Annotated in this window: 13 protein-coding genes and 1 tRNA gene; 5 read left to right on the plus strand and 9 right to left on the minus strand. The window is 65.6% G+C overall.

Going from position 1 to position 13,265, the window contains the following annotated elements; genetic code table 11:
• Positions 1–24 precede the first annotated feature (24 nt).
• Positions 25–1,314 (minus strand): MFS transporter, encoded by a 1,290-nt coding sequence (locus ABE454_RS05460; protein WP_346529809.1) that lies wholly within the window; start codon positions 1,312–1,314, stop codon positions 25–27.
• 66 nt (positions 1,315–1,380) lie between these two features.
• Positions 1,381–3,816: an ATP-dependent helicase HrpB gene (hrpB, locus tag ABE454_RS05465; protein WP_346529810.1), complete on the minus strand. Its 2,436-nt coding sequence runs from the start codon at positions 3,814–3,816 to the stop codon at positions 1,381–1,383.
• 156 nt (positions 3,817–3,972) lie between these two features.
• Here hrpB and ABE454_RS05470 point away from each other — a divergent pair, with 156 nt between their 5' ends.
• Entirely contained in the window at positions 3,973–5,634 is a 1,662-nt protein-coding gene (locus ABE454_RS05470) for an amino acid permease (RefSeq protein WP_346529812.1), read from the plus strand.
• Positions 5,635–5,780: 146 nt separating this feature from the next.
• A tRNA-Leu gene (locus ABE454_RS05475) sits at positions 5,781–5,865 on the plus strand.
• 4 nt (positions 5,866–5,869) lie between these two features.
• Here ABE454_RS05475 and ABE454_RS05480 read toward each other — a convergent pair.
• Positions 5,870–6,697 (minus strand): NAD(P)H-hydrate dehydratase, encoded by an 828-nt coding sequence (locus ABE454_RS05480; protein ID WP_346529814.1) that lies wholly within the window; start codon positions 6,695–6,697, stop codon positions 5,870–5,872.
• Positions 6,698–6,815: 118 nt separating this feature from the next.
• Between ABE454_RS05480 and ABE454_RS05485 the strand changes: the two genes are divergently transcribed.
• On the plus strand, positions 6,816–7,154 hold the full coding sequence (locus ABE454_RS05485) for a P-II family nitrogen regulator (RefSeq protein ID WP_346529815.1): 339 nt from the start codon (positions 6,816–6,818) through the stop codon (positions 7,152–7,154).
• Between the two features lie 60 nt (positions 7,155–7,214).
• Positions 7,215–8,624, plus strand: coding sequence for a type I glutamate--ammonia ligase (glnA, locus tag ABE454_RS05490; protein ID WP_346529816.1), 1,410 nt, complete (start codon positions 7,215–7,217; stop codon positions 8,622–8,624).
• A 79-nt stretch (positions 8,625–8,703) separates the two neighbouring features.
• On the opposite strand, the gene ABE454_RS05495 is transcribed toward glnA, so the two are convergent.
• From ABE454_RS05495 to ABE454_RS05510, 4 genes are read right to left on the minus strand one after another with little or no spacing between them, the layout of a single operon-like run.
• Positions 8,704–9,351 carry a CatB-related O-acetyltransferase gene (locus ABE454_RS05495; protein ID WP_346529818.1) on the minus strand — a complete coding sequence of 216 codons (648 nt, stop codon included), beginning with the start codon at positions 9,349–9,351 and terminating at the stop codon, positions 8,704–8,706.
• Positions 9,352–9,407: 56 nt separating this feature from the next.
• Positions 9,408–10,295, minus strand: a complete 888-nt coding sequence (gene tatC / locus ABE454_RS05500; RefSeq protein WP_346529819.1) for a twin-arginine translocase subunit TatC — start codon at positions 10,293–10,295, stop codon at positions 9,408–9,410.
• Positions 10,292–10,900, minus strand: a complete 609-nt coding sequence (gene tatB / locus ABE454_RS05505) for a Sec-independent protein translocase protein TatB (protein ID WP_346529820.1) — start codon at positions 10,898–10,900, stop codon at positions 10,292–10,294. Before tatB ends, tatC begins: the two co-directional genes overlap by 4 nt.
• Before the next feature lie 23 nt (positions 10,901–10,923).
• On the minus strand, positions 10,924–11,139 hold the full coding sequence (locus tag ABE454_RS05510; RefSeq protein WP_024352693.1) for a twin-arginine translocase TatA/TatE family subunit: 216 nt from the start codon (positions 11,137–11,139) through the stop codon (positions 10,924–10,926).
• A 116-nt stretch (positions 11,140–11,255) separates the two neighbouring features.
• Here ABE454_RS05510 and rnhA point away from each other — a divergent pair, with 116 nt between their 5' ends.
• Positions 11,256–11,708: a ribonuclease HI gene (gene rnhA, locus ABE454_RS05515; protein WP_346529822.1), complete on the plus strand. Its 453-nt coding sequence runs from the start codon at positions 11,256–11,258 to the stop codon at positions 11,706–11,708.
• A gap of 33 nt (positions 11,709–11,741) precedes the next feature.
• On the opposite strand, the gene ABE454_RS05520 is transcribed toward rnhA, so the two are convergent.
• Together ABE454_RS05520 and ABE454_RS05525 are read right to left on the minus strand one after the other, a co-directional pair.
• Positions 11,742–12,200: an NfeD family protein gene (locus ABE454_RS05520; RefSeq protein WP_346529824.1), complete on the minus strand. Its 459-nt coding sequence runs from the start codon at positions 12,198–12,200 to the stop codon at positions 11,742–11,744.
• Positions 12,201–12,203: 3 nt separating this feature from the next.
• A complete protein-coding gene (locus ABE454_RS05525) occupies positions 12,204–13,226 on the minus strand; it encodes an SPFH domain-containing protein (RefSeq protein WP_346530131.1) in 1,023 nt (340 codons plus the stop codon).
• Positions 13,227–13,265 lie beyond the last annotated feature (39 nt).

The following is a 13,265-nucleotide window of genomic DNA, read 5'->3' on the forward strand; positions in this document are numbered from 1 at the left end:
ATCTTTCAGGTCTTTGCTGAACGATCAGACTTCGCCCTCGGTCCGAATGCGACCCATGCCGATCAGAGCGAGAACCGTCAGAAGGGCTGCGACCGTCAAATAGACGCCGACCGCCTGAAGCCCGTAATGGCCCGCCAGCCAGGTCGCAGCGTAGGGCGCCAGCGAGGCGCCGAGGATGCCCGCCAGATTGAAAGTCATGGACGCGCCCGTATAGCGCACCGTCGTCGGGAACGGCCGCGCCAATGCCGCGCCCAGCGGGCCATAGGTGCAGCCCATCAGGCTGAAGCCGATGACGAAGAAGGCGACGACGCCCGCCATCCCGCCGCTGCCGAACAGGGGCGCCAGCACCAGACCGAACAGGGCGATGGCGATGGATGTGACCAGCAGAGTCCTTCCCTGCCCCCAACGATCCGCCGCCAGAGCCGCCAGCGGGATAAACAGGCCGAAGAAGCAGACGCCCAGCAACTGGATCGGCAGAAACTGCTCGCGCGTATAGCCCATGCTCGTCGTGCCCCAGCCCAGGGCGAAAACGGTCATCAGATAGAAGAGGACAAAGGTCGCCAGCCCGGCCAGCGTCCCTGTCAGCAGGGCGAACTTGTGATGCGCCACAAGCGTCAGGGCGGGCGCCTGAACGCGTTCAGCGCGGTCGATGGCGCGTTTGAACTCGGGCGTCTCGGTGATCTTCAATCGCATCCACAGGCCGACGATGACCAGCAACGAACTGGCGATGAAGGGGATGCGCCAGCCCCAGGCCATGAACTGAGCCTCGCTCATCACCTGCCCCAGCAGGATGAAGCTCAGCGTCGACAGAATGAATCCGATCGGCGCGCCCAACTGAGGGAACATGCCGAACCAGGCCTTCCTGCCCGGCGGCGCATTCTCGGTCGCCAGCAGGACCGCCCCGCCCCACTCGCCGCCAAGGCCCAGCCCCTGACCGAACCGGCACAGGGCCAGCAGCAGGGGCGCGATCACGCCGACCGAATGCCAGGTCGGCAACAGGCCGATGGCGATGGTCGACAGGCCCATGGTCATCAGGGCCGCCACCAGCGTCGCCTTACGCCCCACCCGGTCGCCGAAATGGCCGAAGACGACCGCGCCGATCGGTCGTGCGAAGAAGGCGATGGAGAAGGTGGCGAAAGAAGCCAGCATGGCCGTCATCCGGTCGCCCCCGGGGAAGAACAGGTCTGGAAAAACCAGCACCGCCGCTGTGGCGTAGATGTAGAAGTCGTAGAACTCGATCGTCGTGCCGATCAGGCTGGCGAACAGAACGCGCCGCTTGGAGGCGGATGGCGGTGAAACGGCGGCGTCGGTCACGCTGTATCCTTACGGTTGACGCACGATCTTTGCGGCGCGCCGACGCGAGGCGTCAAGCGGCAGGCATCAGGTTCCGCGCGGCTTGGCCCGGCTGGTCGGCGCCGCATTAGCCGGGTCTTCCGGCCATGAATGGCGCGGATAACGACCGCGCATCTCGCTGCGGACCGCCGCCCATGATCCGGCCCAGAAGCCCGGCAGATCCTTCGTCACCTGCACCGGCCGTCGCGCAGGCGACAACAGGCTGAGCGTCAGGGGCGTTCGTCCGCCGCCGACCATCGGATGAGACTTCACGCCGAACAGTTCCTGCACCCGGATTTCGACGCGCGGCCCGCCCTCGGCGCCGTAGTCGATACCTGCGCTGCCCAGCGGCGTGGTCAATCGCGTCGGCGCAAGATCATCCAGCCTGCGCTGCATATCCCAAGGGATCAGGCCGCGCAGAGCCTCGGCCAGTTTGCCGTCGCCGATGTCGGCCAGCGACCGCGCCCCGTCCAACAGAGGCCACAGCCAGTCCTCGCGCGCCGCCAGCAGGCCCTCGTCCGAAACATCGGGCCATGTCGCATCCAGCCCGCGCAGGAAGGTCAACCGCGCCCGCAGCACCCCGGCCTGCTCGCCCCAGTTCAGCGCGCCGAGCCCGCCTGCTTCGATCTCTGATTTCAGGGCCGCCGTCATGGTCGCGCGATCAGGGGCGCCGACGACCTTTTCATCCAGCACAAGGGCGCCGATGCGTCGGATGCGGCGGATCACAGGCTTGCCTGATGGTTCGCGCGTCAGCCGATCTTCGACCTCGATGAGATGGGCCAGATCGTTTTCCAGTGTCGTCGAATCCAGCCCTGCCGCCAGACGGATGCGGTCGCGGGCATCGCCGCCGCCCAATTCCGCCACGGCCAGCCAGGGCGCGCGCGCCAGATGATCCGTCGGCTCGATGAAGGCGCCGCGTCCCGAGGCGAGCAGCACCTCGCCCGGCTTGCCCCTGGTGCGTGCGATGCGTTCAGGGAAGGCTTCGGCCAGCAACAGCCCGGCGTCGACCTCTGCGTCCCGCCCGCCGCCTGCGGCCCGCGCCCAGCGCTCGGCCAGTTTCATCGCGTCGCGGGCGCGGGGTGAACGATCCCGCTCCAGCCCCTTCAACCGGTCATGCAGATCGACGCCGTTGCCGCCCAGCCCCGGTTCGCTCAGCACGGCGGCGATCCTGGCCCCGCCGAGAGCGTCGCCCTGATCCGAGGCGACGGCGACCATATGCGCCAATCGCGGCGCCAGCGGGATGCGGGTCAGACGCCGTCCGTGCGGCGTCAGATCGCCCTTGTCGTCCAGCGCGCCCAGCCGGGTCAGCGCCCTGCGCGCCTCGGACATCGCTCCGGCGGGCGGCGGGTCCAGCAGGGCCAGCCCATCGACCGACTTCGCGCCCCATCGCGCCAGATCAAGGGCGAAGGCGGTCAGGTCCGCCTCCTGAATCTCGGGCCTTTGGTGGGCGACCAGACCGCGTGTCTGTTCCTCGTCCCACAGGCGATAGCAGACGCCAGGTTCGACCCGGCCCGCCCGGCCGCGCCGCTGCTCGGCCGAGGAGCGGCTGACCTTGACCGTGGCCAGCCGGGTCAGGCCGCTGGACGGCTCGAAACGCGGCACGCGCGACAGGCCGCCGTCGATGACCACGCGCACCCCTTCGATCGTCAGACTGGTCTCTGCCACAGAGGTCGCCAGCACGACCTTGCGGCGGCCGGGCGCAGCAGGCTCGATGGCGCGGTCCTGCTCGCCCTTGTCCAGCGCGCCATACAGAGCGACGACATCGACCGACGGATCACGCAGCCGCTCGTTCAGACGCTGGACGGTGCGATGGATCTCGCCCTGCCCCGGCAGGAAGACGAGGATGGAGCCGCTCTCGTCATGCAGGGCCTGCATGACAGCCCTGGCCACGGCGTCCTCGAACCGCTCGACCGGGTTGCGGCCCAGATAGCGCGTCTCGACCGGGAACATCCGGCCCTCGGCCTCGATGACGGGGGCGCCGTCCAGCAGCCTCGACACCCCGGCGATATCCAGCGTCGCAGACATGACCAGCAGGCGCAGGTCGTCGCGCAGCACCGACTGGCTCTCGCGGGCAAGAGCGAGACCCAGATCGGCGTCGAGGCTGCGTTCGTGGAATTCGTCGAACAGGACGGCGCCGACACCTTCCAGCCCCGGATCGTCCAGAATCATGCGGGTGAAGACGCCTTCGGTGACGACTTCGATTCGGGTGTCCGGGCCGATCCGGCTCTGTAATCGGGTGCGATATCCGACGGTTCCGCCCGCCTTTTGACCCAGAGAGGCAGCCATACGGTCAGCGGCGGCGCGCGCGGCCAGTCGTCGCGGCTCCAGAACCAGCACCTTGCCCTCGCCCAGCCACGGCTGGTCCAGCAGGGCCAGAGGCACGACCGTGGTCTTGCCCGCGCCCGGCGGCGCGGCCAGAACGACCGCAGGGGTCTGGGCCAGGGCGGCCTTCAGCGGCTCCAGAACGGCGTGAATCGGCAACATGAAGGGGCTGTAGCGCCTTCGGCCCGGGTCACGAAAGCGTCGTCGGCGCGTCATCCGTCGTAAACCGCGTTGCGCGGACGGCCTCAGATGGCTAGCGTCCACGCCCAAGAAGGTGACCCGGGAGGGGTCGTCGCATAAGTTTGGGGGCGCACCTGCATGTCTGCAGATGGCGTAAAGCCAGCCGGAAACCGGCTATTTCTTAAAAAATCCATCGGCCAGATTCAGAAAGAAGCCGCCAAGAGCGAGCTGAAACGGACCCTCGGTCCGATGAATCTGATGAGCCTGGGCATCGGCGCCATCATCGGCGCGGGCATCTTCGTTCTGACCGGTCAGGTGGCCTCGGCCCATGCCGGTCCGGCCATCATGTTCTCCTTCGTCATCGCCGGCATCGCCTGCGGTCTGGCGGGGCTCTGCTATGCGGAACTGGCCTCGACCATGCCGGTGTCGGGTTCGGCCTACACCTATGCCTATGGCACCCTGGGCGAGATCTTCGCCTGGATCATGGGCTGGCTGCTGGTGCTGGAATACGGCGTTGCGGCCTCGACCGTGGCGGTCGGCTGGTCCGGCTATGTGGTGTCGATCCTGAATGATTTCGGGTTAAGCGCCAGTCTGTTCCCGACAATAACCTATCCCGGCGGCGAAGGGCCTCAGTGGGCCACCCCGCTGATCCAGTATGTCGCCTCGGGCGCGGATGCGGGCTTCCCGCTGACGGGCACCTTCAACCTGGTCGCGGCTGTCGGCATCGCCGCCGTGTGCGGCCTGCTGGTGCTGGGCGTGTCGGAATCGGCGAACATCAACAACGCCATCGTCGTCATCAAGATCATCGTCCTGCTGACCTTCATCGCCGTGGGTCTGCAGTACATCAACCCGGCCAACTGGGATCCGCTGATCCCGCCGCAGGGCGACACCTGGGACCAGTTCGGCGTGGGCGGCATCTTCCGCGGCGCCTCGATCATCTTCTTCGCCTATGTCGGTTTTGAAGCGGTTTCGACCGCCGCCGCCGAGGCCAAGAACCCGTCCAAGGACGTGCCGATCGGCATTCTGGGCGCCCTGTTCGTCTGCACCCTGATCTACATGGTCGTGGCGGCCGTCATGACCGGCGTCGTACCCTACCTGGAGCTGGCCTCGCCCGCCCCGATCGCCGTCGCCATCGACCGCATGGGTCTGGAATGGGCCAATGTGCCGCTGGCCGGCGCGCCGAGCGGACAGCTGAACCTGATCGCCTTCCTGATCAAGATCGGCGCCATCACCGGCCTGTCCTCGGTCATGCTGGTGCTGTGCTACGGCCAGACGCGCATCTTCTACACCATGGCCCGCGACGGCCTGCTGCCGAAAGCATTCGCCGTGGTGCACCCGAAGTTCCGCACCCCGTGGATCGGCACCATCCTGCTGGGCATCGTCATCGCCATCGCGGCGTCCTTCCTGCCTATCTCGATCCTGGGCGATCTGGTGTCGCTGGGCACGGCGACGGCCTTCGCCATCGTCTGCCTGTCGGTCATCGTCCTGCGCATCAAACACCCGGAGATGGAGCGCCCGTTCCGCGTGCCGGGCGGCATGGTCACGGCCGTGCTGGGCATCCTGGCCTGTCTGACGCTGGCCTCGTTCAACTTCGTGCCGATGGTCCAGCACGCGCTGAACGACAACCCGCTGCCGCTGACCATCCTGGGCGTCTACGCCGTGGTCGGCGCGCTGATCTACGGCCTGTACGGCTTCGCTCACTCGAAGCTGGCCCGAGGCATCGACATCACCGAGGACACGACGCTGGAAACGGCGGCCGAAGCCCTGGGTCACGGCGTGGACAACAAGAAGGAGGACTGATCCCGATCAGTCCTCACGGCCTCAATCAGCGCGAAGCGCGGCAGGCCCAAAAGGAGAAAGGCCCCGGAGCGATCCGGGGCCTTTTTTCATGGCCGGGCGGGATTGCCGAAACCGCCGCCCTCGCCTACAGGCTGAGGCAGACCTATGCGGATGTGGCGGAACTGGTAGACGCACCAGATTTAGGTTCTGGCGCCGCGAGGCGTGGAGGTTCGAGTCCTCTCATCCGCACCAGGTTTCAGCCTGAATGAAGCGCCGCCAGCACCGCCGGGATCCCCTGCGGCAGGTCTTCGGCGATCAGACCCGCTCCAAACCGTCGCGCCGCTTCCGAATGCATCCACACCGCCGCGCGTGCGGCGTCGAAGCTGTCCATGTGCTGGGCGACCAGACCGCCGATCATGCCGGACAGAACATCGCCGCTGCCCGCCGTCGCCAGCCAGGGCGAGCCTTCTTCATTGACCGTCAGACGGCCGTCCGGGGCGGCGATGACCGTCGCCGCGCCCTTCAGCACTACGACCGCGCCCGCACGCCGGGCGGCCTCCTGCGCGGCGTCCTCGCGCCCCATGTCGGCCAGCAGGCCCGGAAACAGCCGCTCGAACTCGCCTTCATGCGGCGTCAAGACGTCATCGCGGTCCAGCCAGCCGAACAGCTGTTCAGGTCGGTCGCGGAACAGGGTCAGGGCGTCGGCGTCGACCACCAGAGCCGCCCCGGTGCGCGCCAGAGCCGCCAGGTTCAGCGCCGTGCCGTCGTTCAGTCCGGCGGCCGGGCCGATCACCACGGCGTCCATGGGATCGGCCAGGGCCTGAAGCTGGTCCGGCGTGGCGAACGCGGCCAGCATCACCGCCTCCAGCGTCGGCGCCAGAACCGGCGCCGCATCCGGCGGGCAGAAGACCTTGACCAGACCGGCGCCGATCCTCAGCCCCGCGCGCGCCGCCAACCGGGCCGCGCCGGTCGACAGCATATCGCCCGAGACGACGCCCAGCCGTCCACGGACATGTTTATGGGTGTCAGCCCCCGGTCGGGGCAGCAGATCACGCCACTCTGAAGGGCTGTTACCGAACTTCATGTGGATTTCCGTTCACGGATGGCCTCTGGGCGCGAAAATCGCTTGCCAAATTGTGCGATGCAATGTCCCTTTAGCGCCCGAGCGTCGGACCAAACAAGGAGCCGGCTCGGGACCCGCCATGAAGAAGATTGAAGCCGTCATCAAGCCGTTCAAGCTGGATGAAGTTAAAGACGCTCTCCAGGACATCGGGGTGCAGGGCATGACCGTGCTGGAGGCCAAGGGATACGGCCGCCAGAAGGGTCATTCGGAACTCTATCGCGGCGCCGAGTACGTCATCGACTTCCTGCCCAAGATCAAGATCGAGGTCGTGGTGGCGGATGATCTGGCCCCCGCTGTGGTCGAGACGATCCAGAACGCCGCCCGCACCGGCAAGATCGGGGATGGCAAAATCTTCATCACCAACCTTGAAGACGTCATCCGCATCCGCACGGGCGAAACCGGCCCACAAGCCATCTAGACCAGCGGCCGCCTCACAGGGCGGCCGATTTCTTTTTTCCAGTAAACAGGACCTCCCCCAATGAGCGCCGCCCAAAAGATCCTGCAGGAGATCAAGGACAAGGATGTCCAGTATGTCGACCTGCGCTTCACCGACACGCGCGGCCGCGTCCACCATGTGACCTTCGACATCGGCATGGTCGATGAAGAGTTCCTGGAAGACGGCACCATGTTCGACGGCTCGTCGATCGCGGGCTGGAAGGCCATCAATGAGTCCGACATGCTGCTGAAGCCGGACCTGTCGAGCGCCTTCATCGACCCCTTCTATCAGCAGACGACGCTGTTCATGTTCTGCGACGTTCTGAACCCGGACACGGCCGAGCCCTATAACCGCGACAGCCGCTCCATGGCCAAGAAGGCGCTGGCCTATGTCCAGTCGTCGGGCGTGGGCGACACCGTCTTCTTCGGCCCCGAAGCCGAGTTCTTCGTCTTTGACGACGTGCGCTGGAACACGGCGCCGCACGACACCCGCTACAGCTTCGACTCGACCGAACTGCCCGCCAACACCGGCGCCGAATACGCCGAGGGCAACCTGGGCCACCGTCCGGCGACCAAGGGCGGCTACTTCCCGGTCAACCCGGTCGACTCGGGCCAGGATCTGCGCGGCGAAATGCTGGCCGTCATGAAGGATCTGGGCCTCGATCCTGAAAAGCACCACCACGAAGTCGCCCCGGCGCAGCACGAACTGGGCCTGAAGTTCAGCGACCTGCTGACCATGGCCGACCGGATGCAGCTGTATAAGTACGTGATCCACAATGTGGCCCACGCCTATGGCAAGTCGGCGACCTTCATGGCCAAGCCGATGTTCGGCGACAACGGCTCGGGCATGCACGTCCACATGTCGATCTGGAAAGACGGCAAGCCCCGGTTCGCCGGCGACCAATACGCCGGCCTGTCGCAGGAATGCCTGTGGTACATCGGCGGCGTCATCAAGCACGCCAAGGCCATCAACGCCTTCGCCAACTCGACCACCAACTCCTACAAGCGTCTGGTGCCGGGCTATGAGGCGCCGGTGAAACTGGCCTATTCGGCCAGCAACCGTTCGGCCTCGATCCGCATTCCGCACGTCACCTCGCCCAAGGCAAAGCGTCTGGAAGCCCGCTTCCCCGATCCGATGGGCAACCCCTATCTGACGTTCGTGGCCCTGCTGATGGCGGGTCTGGACGGGATCGAGAACCGCATTGATCCGGGCGCCGCCGCAGACAAGAACCTGTACGACCTGCCGCCGGAAGAGCGTCACTCGATCCCGGAAGTCGCCGGTTCGCTGAGGGAGGCGCTGGACGCCCTCGACGCCGATCGCGCCTTCCTCAAGAAGGGCGGCGTCATGGATGACGACTTCATCGACGCCTACATCACCCTGAAACAGGAAGAAGTCGCCCGGCTGCAACTGCACCCGCACCCGGTCGAGTTCGACATGTATTACAGCTGCTGATCTGCGGATCTGCCAGATACAGAAAGCCCCGGACGGTTCGCCGTCCGGGGCCTTTTTTTCATCAGGATCGCCTGAGCGTTCAGCCCTGATCGTAGCGCTCGACCGCCTTGACCAGCGCGTCGATGTCATTGGCGCACAATAGGGGACGCAGGGCCTCGAACTTCTCTTCGGGCCAGCCATAGACGTCGAGCGCCAGCAGGGCCTCGACCACGGCGTCCGGGAAGCGCTTGCGGATCGGCACGGCCGGATTGCCCGCGACGATGGCATAGGGCGCCACATCCTTGGTCACGATGGCGCCGGACGCGACGACTGCCCCTTCACCGATCGTGACGCCCGGCATGACCATGGCGCGCATCCCGATCCAGGCGCCGTCCTTGATGACGGTGTCGCCCTTGCCCTGATAGGCGTCCAGAATGACCTCAGCGAACGGATAGAGGCTGAACCAGTCCGTGCGGTGCGTGTGGTTGCCGCCCAGCAAGATCACCGCCTCGGCGCCGATGCAGACGCAGTCGCCGATGTGCAACTGGTCGATAGGCCACTGCGGCTCCCACGCGCTCAGACTGTAGGGATCGCCGTACAGATAGCGGACGACGCTGTCCTCGAACGAGCCGGTCCAGGCGTTGCTGTAATAGCTGCGCTGTCCCTTGATGTGGATGTTGGGGTTGGCGACCGTCTCGTGGAGCAGTTCAACCTTGGACCAGTGCCGGTCCGGGGCGGGGTGAGACATGAAGTATCCTCAAGATGCTGAAACAGCGCCCGGATCGTCTCACCACGCCTACAGGATCAGACCGTCAGCTCTCCGGCCGTATCGGCCTTCTTTCGACGCAGTTCGATGATGCGGACGCACCAGATGGACACCTCGTAGAGCAGGACCATCGGCACGGCCAGCATCAACTGGCTGATCGGATCGGGCGGCGTCACCACGGCGGCGACCACGACCACGGCCACAATGGCGTAGCGGCGGCCCTTGGCCATCAGTTCGCTATTGATCAGACCGGCCAGCCCCAACAGGGTCATGACGACCGGCAACTGGAAGCACAGGCCGAACGCCAGAATCAGCGCCGTAACCAGATTGAGGTAATCCGACACCTTGGGCAGCAGCTCGGCGGCCACATTCTCCCCGATGATCTGCTGGCTGAGCGAGAACCACATCACGAAGGGCAGCATGACATAATAGACCAGCGCCGCCCCCAGCAGGAACAGCACCGGCGCCGCGATCAGGAACGGCAGGAAGGCGCCCTTCTCATTGCGATACAGGCCCGGCGCGACAAAGCGGTACAGCTGCCACGCCAGAACCGGGAAGGCCACGATGACAGCGCCCAGCCCGGCCAGCTTCATCTTGGTGAACAGGATTTCCAGCGGCGCCGTGTAGATCAGGCGAACGCTGTGCTGATCGACCTCCGGCACCGGGATCAGGCCCGCCGTGCCCAGGATCAGGTTGAACGGCGACACATGGCCGTGTGCGCCGACCGTCTGATGGAAGGCGGCCGAGACGACATAAGGCTTCACAAGAAACAGATACAGCGTCTCGGAAAAGGCGAAACAGCCGATGAAGGCGATGACGAAGGCGACCACGCAGATCATCAGCCGCGAACGCAGCTCGATCAGGTGATCCATCAGGGGCGCGCGCGAGGCCTCGATGTCGGCTTCGTCACGGTCGTCGCGGCTCATAGATCGACCTTCTTGGTGCGCGTCGTCTTGGAACGAGGCGTCGCCTTGGCGCCAGAAGCAGCGGGCTTGGCTGATTTGGGCCTGGGCGAGGCGGGCGCCTTCTCAACCTTGGCGGGGGGCTTCTTTGAACGCGGTTTGGCCGCAGTCTTTTTCGGCGCCAGTTTTACAGGTGCAGGCTTTTCAGTCGCAGGTTGGGCCACCGCCTCATCCGGCCATTCATCGACGCCTGTTGCGACAGTCTGCGGCTCGGCCGAAACATCCTCAGCCACGGACAGAGGCGCAGGCGCGGCGGCGGGCGCATCCAGCGGCGCCTCAAGCTCCTTGCGGATGTCCTTGAAGGCTTCGTCCGCATCGGCGCCGAGCGCGTGCATGCCCTGCCCCGTTCTCAGGGCCTCGACCTCCTTGCGGAGTTCATCCAGTTCGGACTGGCGGGCCATCTCGTCAAAGCTGGCGCGGAATTCGTTGGCCATGGCGCGCGCCTTGCCGACGAATTGCCCGACCTTGCGCATGAGCACAGGCAGGTCCTTGGGCCCCACCACCAGCAGGGCCACAATACCGATGACAAGGATTTCGAACCCGCCGATTCCGGGGCCAAGACCACCCATGGTTCAGCGTCTTCCGGCGAAAGTCAGCGGTTCAATTCTTCTTTTTCGGCCTCGGTGCGCGGCAAGGCGCCCGGGGCGTCCTTGCCCTTGGCGTCGGTGTCGTCCTTCAGGCCGTCCTTGAAGGCGCGGATGCCCTTGGCCGCGTCGCCCATGATGCCCGACAGCTTTCCGCGACCGCCGAACAGGACCAGCACGACAACGACGACAATGGCCCAGTGCCAGATGCTCATGGAGCCCATGGCGATACCTCCTCAAGGGGGCGGCCGCGCCCACACGCGCCCCACCGACTGATTGTTGTGCGTCATATAGGCTGAGTGATGGCGATGCGCCAAGGGAGGCTGTAGGCATCGCGACTATGAATCCCAACGATCACGTCATCATTCACACCGACGGCGCCTGCAAGGGCAACCCCGGCCCCGGCGGCTGGGGCGCCATCCTGCAGACGCACAGCGGCCATGAGAAGGAATTGTGGGGCGGCGAGGCCCTGACCACCAACAACCGCATGGAGTTGATGGGCGCCATCATGGCGCTGGAGGCGCTGAAGCGTCCCTGCCGCGTCGACCTGCACACGGACAGCAAATACGTCATGCAGGGCGTGACCGAATGGATTCGCGGCTGGAAGGCGCGCGGCTGGAAAACCGCCGACAAGAAGCCCGTCAAGAACGAAGACCTGTGGCGGCGTCTGGACGACGCCCGCAGCCGCCACGACGTCAAATGGCACTGGGTCAAGGGCCACGCCGGGCACGCCTTGAACGAACGCGCCGACCAGTTGGCCAATCGCGGCGTGGACGAGGTGCGGGGCCGCTGACCCCGCCTGCGTCCCCGTCCGAGAGGAATGGCTTCAGGCCGCCCGCACCTTCAACAGCGAACCGGATACCGATTCGACGATCACGCTCTCGCCCGCCAGGGGCGAGGCGCCGTCGATGACCGCGGCCCACTCGGACCCCGACACGAAAACCCGGCCCCGACCGCCGTTAAACGCCTCGACCACACGCGCCTGTGCGCCGATCAATCGCGAATCGCGGGCATTGATGTCGGGCTGTTCCTTCGGATTGACCCGCTTGACGAGGCGGCGCGACAGCAGGGTCGAGACAACCGTCAAAGCGGCGAAGACGCCCAGTTCGACCGGCAGGCCCATGCGCGGCGTCAGCGCCGTCAGCAGGGCCGTCAGCCCCGCCGACACCGCTGGCCATAACAGCCATTCGGTTGAAGCTGTGGCCTCTATCCCCAACAGGGCGACGCCGACCGCCAGCCACAACCAGAAGGGTTGCGCGGCATGAAGTGAAACGAGCCAGTCCATGCCCTACTCCGTCGTCGGCACCGCGCCGCCGGATCGACGCGGCGAAACCGTGCGCGCAGGCGGCGTCGAGGCAGAATAGGACGCTGCGCCCCGCGACGGTTCGCGACGGCTGTCCGAGCGGCTCTGCTGTTGTTCCTTGGCCAGGCCGACCAGTTCGCCCAGACCCGCAATGGTGCCGACCAGGCCGCCCATTTCGGCGGGCACGATGACCGTCTTGGCCGTCGGATTGCGGGCCAGTTCGCCGAACGCCTCGACATATTTCTGGGCCACGAAATAGTTGATGGCGTTGACGTCGCCGCGCGCGATCGCTTCCGACACCATGGCCGTCGCCTTGGCCTCGGCCTCGGCTTCACGTTCGCGGGCTTCAGCGTCGCGGAACGCCGCTTCCTTGCGCCCCTCGGACTGCAGAATGGCGGACTGTTTGGCGCCCTCGGCGCGCGCGATGGCGGCCTGCTTCTCGCCTTCCGCCTCGGTGATGATGGCGCGACGTTCGCGCTCCGCCTTCATTTGACGGGCCATGGCGTTGGTGATGTCGACGGGCGGGGTCAGATCCTTGATCTCGATCCGATTGACCTTGACGCCCCACGGTTCGGTCGCCGCATCGATGACCGTCAGCAGGCGCGAGTTGATGTTGTCGCGCTGGAACAGGACTTCATCCAGATCCATCGAGCCGACCACGGTCCGCAGATTGGTCGAGCACAACTGGGTGATGGCGTAAGGCAGGTTCTCGACGCGATAGGCGGCGGCTGAGGCGTCCATCACCTGGATAAAGACGATGGCGTCGACCTTCACCATGGCGTTGTCCTTGGTGATGACCTCCTGGGTCGGGACGTCCAGAACCTGCTCCATCATGTTCATGCGGCGACCGATGCGCTCGACGAACGGCGTCAGGATATGGATGCCCGGCGTCAGGATCTTGGTGTATTTGCCGAACCGTTCCACCGTGAATTCACGGCCTTGCGGGACGATCTTGATCACGCTGAACAGGAAGATGAGCGCGAAGGCCGCGAACACCACAAAGAACATCAGCGAAAAATTCATAGGGCTCTCCAGTCCATTACCGCA

Source organism: Brevundimonas diminuta (assembly GCF_039673845.1).
Lineage (GTDB): Bacteria > Pseudomonadota > Alphaproteobacteria > Caulobacterales > Caulobacteraceae > Brevundimonas > Brevundimonas diminuta_E.

What these genes read in the sequence shown, in the direction of transcription:
- ABE454_RS05495 (WP_346529818.1), bottom strand. Translation starts at nt 9,351, where the DNA reads ATGTCTCACCCCGCCCCGGACCGGCACTGGTCCAAGGTTGAACTGCTC.
- hrpB (WP_346529810.1), bottom strand. Translation starts at nt 3,816, where the DNA reads ATGTTGCCGATTCACGCCGTTCTGGAGCCGCTGAAGGCCGCCCTGGCC.
- ABE454_RS05525 (WP_346530131.1), bottom strand. Translation starts at nt 13,226, where the DNA reads ATGTTCTTTGTGGTGTTCGCGGCCTTCGCGCTCATCTTCCTGTTCAGC.
- tatC (WP_346529819.1), bottom strand. Translation starts at nt 10,295, where the DNA reads ATGAGCCGCGACGACCGTGACGAAGCCGACATCGAGGCCTCGCGCGCG.
- tatB (WP_346529820.1), bottom strand. Translation starts at nt 10,900, where the DNA reads ATGGGTGGTCTTGGCCCCGGAATCGGCGGGTTCGAAATCCTTGTCATC.
- rnhA (WP_346529822.1), top strand. Translation starts at nt 11,256, where the DNA reads ATGAATCCCAACGATCACGTCATCATTCACACCGACGGCGCCTGCAAG.
- ABE454_RS05480 (WP_346529814.1), bottom strand. Translation starts at nt 6,697, where the DNA reads ATGAAGTTCGGTAACAGCCCTTCAGAGTGGCGTGATCTGCTGCCCCGA.
- ABE454_RS05485 (WP_346529815.1), top strand. Translation starts at nt 6,816, where the DNA reads ATGAAGAAGATTGAAGCCGTCATCAAGCCGTTCAAGCTGGATGAAGTT.
- ABE454_RS05510 (WP_024352693.1), bottom strand. Translation starts at nt 11,139, where the DNA reads ATGGGCTCCATGAGCATCTGGCACTGGGCCATTGTCGTCGTTGTCGTG.
- ABE454_RS05520 (WP_346529824.1), bottom strand. Translation starts at nt 12,200, where the DNA reads ATGGACTGGCTCGTTTCACTTCATGCCGCGCAACCCTTCTGGTTGTGG.
- ABE454_RS05470 (WP_346529812.1), top strand. Translation starts at nt 3,973, where the DNA reads ATGTCTGCAGATGGCGTAAAGCCAGCCGGAAACCGGCTATTTCTTAAA.
- glnA (WP_346529816.1), top strand. Translation starts at nt 7,215, where the DNA reads ATGAGCGCCGCCCAAAAGATCCTGCAGGAGATCAAGGACAAGGATGTC.